Here is a 1,774-nt window from a genome sequence, read left to right as displayed (position 1 = left end):
CGCATCGAACGCATGCTGGCCGAGAAGCCGATCCAGAAGCTCGACGAGACCACCCGCCTCGGCGTGCAGGCCGCCTGCGAGCGGCTGGACGCCGACCGTGTCTATACCAACCGCGAGGCCTTCCTGAAAGACCTGAAGGCCGAGCTGAAGGACCTCGGCATCAAGCTGGGCGCCCCGGCCCTCAAGGCTATCTGGAGCGCACTGAGCGAGCGCGACCCGGAAGCGGACATCTGCACCGACAACAAGGGCAACCTGGAGTCCGACAGCGACCTACGCGACACCGAGAACGTCCCGCTGGGCGAGGACGTCTTCGACTACTTTGAGCGCGCTTGGCCTACTACGGCCTGACGTTAACTCGCAAGGGCACCGCCTTTGGCGCATGACTAGAGAGGCTGCCAAACTCGTGAAGGCCGGGGCGGCCAAGTGAGTTCTAACTATCGGCTCCAGGCGCCCGCGAAAGCGGCGCACCCGCTTCCGCGGGCGCCTGAGCGGGCCGTTCCTGAGCGGGCCGTTAGGGAGACGCTGATTGAATCGGCCGCCGCTCCTGCCTGTCGAGCGGATTTGGAATGATGGCAACAGGTTTCCTGCCCGAAGTGATGGGCGATGTCCCAGCGCAGCTTTTCGGATCTCGAGCACTCCAAGAAGGTGGTTCGCCGGTCGCGGGGTTAGGGCGGTTCGGAAACCATGCCGGGTGCGCCCTTTGGCTTGAGTTGTCCACTGCCCTTTGCGGGTAAGCCCCTTGCCATTCTTCATGCCATTCCCTTCCAGGGCCTTTCGCTTTGCGGTCGCTGCGTGGCCGGTCGAGGCTGTGTAGCTGCGGCGGACCTTGGCCGCAGCCCTGTGGGTGAGCATCGCCTTTGCCTGCCCGATCCAAGGTGGTGGCCGAGTCCTCCCTGGCCGTTTCCGGTTGCCCGATGCGGCCCCATTCGCGACAGACGACATACCCACCGAAAAGCCCTCGCTGGATGAACATCCGGTAGCACCGGTACTGATTGCGGTCAGGGACAACCTTATGCAGGCGGATCTCCATCATCGCCACTCTCACGAAGTGCGGTTCGACCGCCGGGAAAGTGGCGATAGAGCGTGGCGGGCGAAACACTCAGCTGCTTGGCGAGTTCCCGCACGGGGGCATCGGAATGCGCAAGGACTGTCCACGCAAAGGCCAGCTGTTCGTCTGTAAGCGCCGGGGGCCGCCCGCCGGTGCGGCCACGCTGGCGCGCTGCGTCGAGGCCCGCACGGGTCCGTTCCTGCATGATCGAGCGCTCGAACTCGGCGACTGCGCCAAAGACGTGGAAAACGAGCTTGCCGCCGGGTGTCGTGGTGTCGATCGATTCCGTCAGGGACTGGAATTCGATCCCGCGCTCTTCGAGATCGCCGACCGTGGTGATGAGCTGCCGCATGGATCGGGCAAGCCTGTCCAGTCGCCAGACCACCAGGACGTCGCCCTGCCGCATGTAATCCAGGGCCTCCCGAAGCTGCGGGCGATCACGCTGGGCTCCCGATGCGCGGTCTTCGTAGATCCGGTCGCACCCGGCCTGCCGTAGGGCATCGGTCTGGAGCGATGGGTCCTGGTCCCGGGTAGAAACGCGTGCATACCCGACTTTCATAGGCTTGTCCTCTCGAAACTCATGGCTATGCTAGGTTTTGCGACATTGGGTTTCAAGACATGGTTTTGAGACACTGAGCGGGAAGAAATCGAGTCGCTCACACGGGTTCGGCTTGGCCGTCTCGAAAACGATCGTTTTTGATACTGGCTGTTCGGTGATCGGCGGGG

2 protein-coding genes and 1 pseudogene are annotated in these 1,774 nt (G+C 63.6%); 1 reads left to right on the top strand and 2 read right to left on the bottom strand.

Annotated elements, in window-relative coordinates; genetic code table 11:
* Positions 1 to 327: pseudogene (locus F618_RS15150) on the top strand (SAM-dependent DNA methyltransferase); the annotation flags it as partial.
* A 184-nt stretch (positions 328 to 511) separates the two neighbouring features.
* On the opposite strand, the gene F618_RS16500 reads toward F618_RS15150, so the two are convergent.
* The gene (locus tag F618_RS16500; RefSeq protein ID WP_231362697.1) at positions 512 to 973 is read right to left on the bottom strand and encodes a hypothetical protein; all 462 of its coding nucleotides are present in this window, start codon (positions 971 to 973) and stop codon (positions 512 to 514) included.
* A gap of 37 nt (positions 974 to 1,010) precedes the next feature.
* Positions 1,011 to 1,607 (bottom strand): recombinase family protein, encoded by a 597-nt coding sequence (locus tag F618_RS0114575; RefSeq protein ID WP_019569013.1) that lies wholly within the window; start codon positions 1,605 to 1,607, stop codon positions 1,011 to 1,013.
* Between the last annotated feature and the right edge of the window lie 167 nt (positions 1,608 to 1,774).

Source organism: Thioalkalivibrio sp. ALMg13-2, assembly GCF_000381185.1.
Classification (GTDB): domain Bacteria; phylum Pseudomonadota; class Gammaproteobacteria; order Ectothiorhodospirales; family Ectothiorhodospiraceae; genus Thioalkalivibrio; species Thioalkalivibrio versutus.
This window is presented reverse-complemented; position numbering and strand designations above follow the sequence as displayed.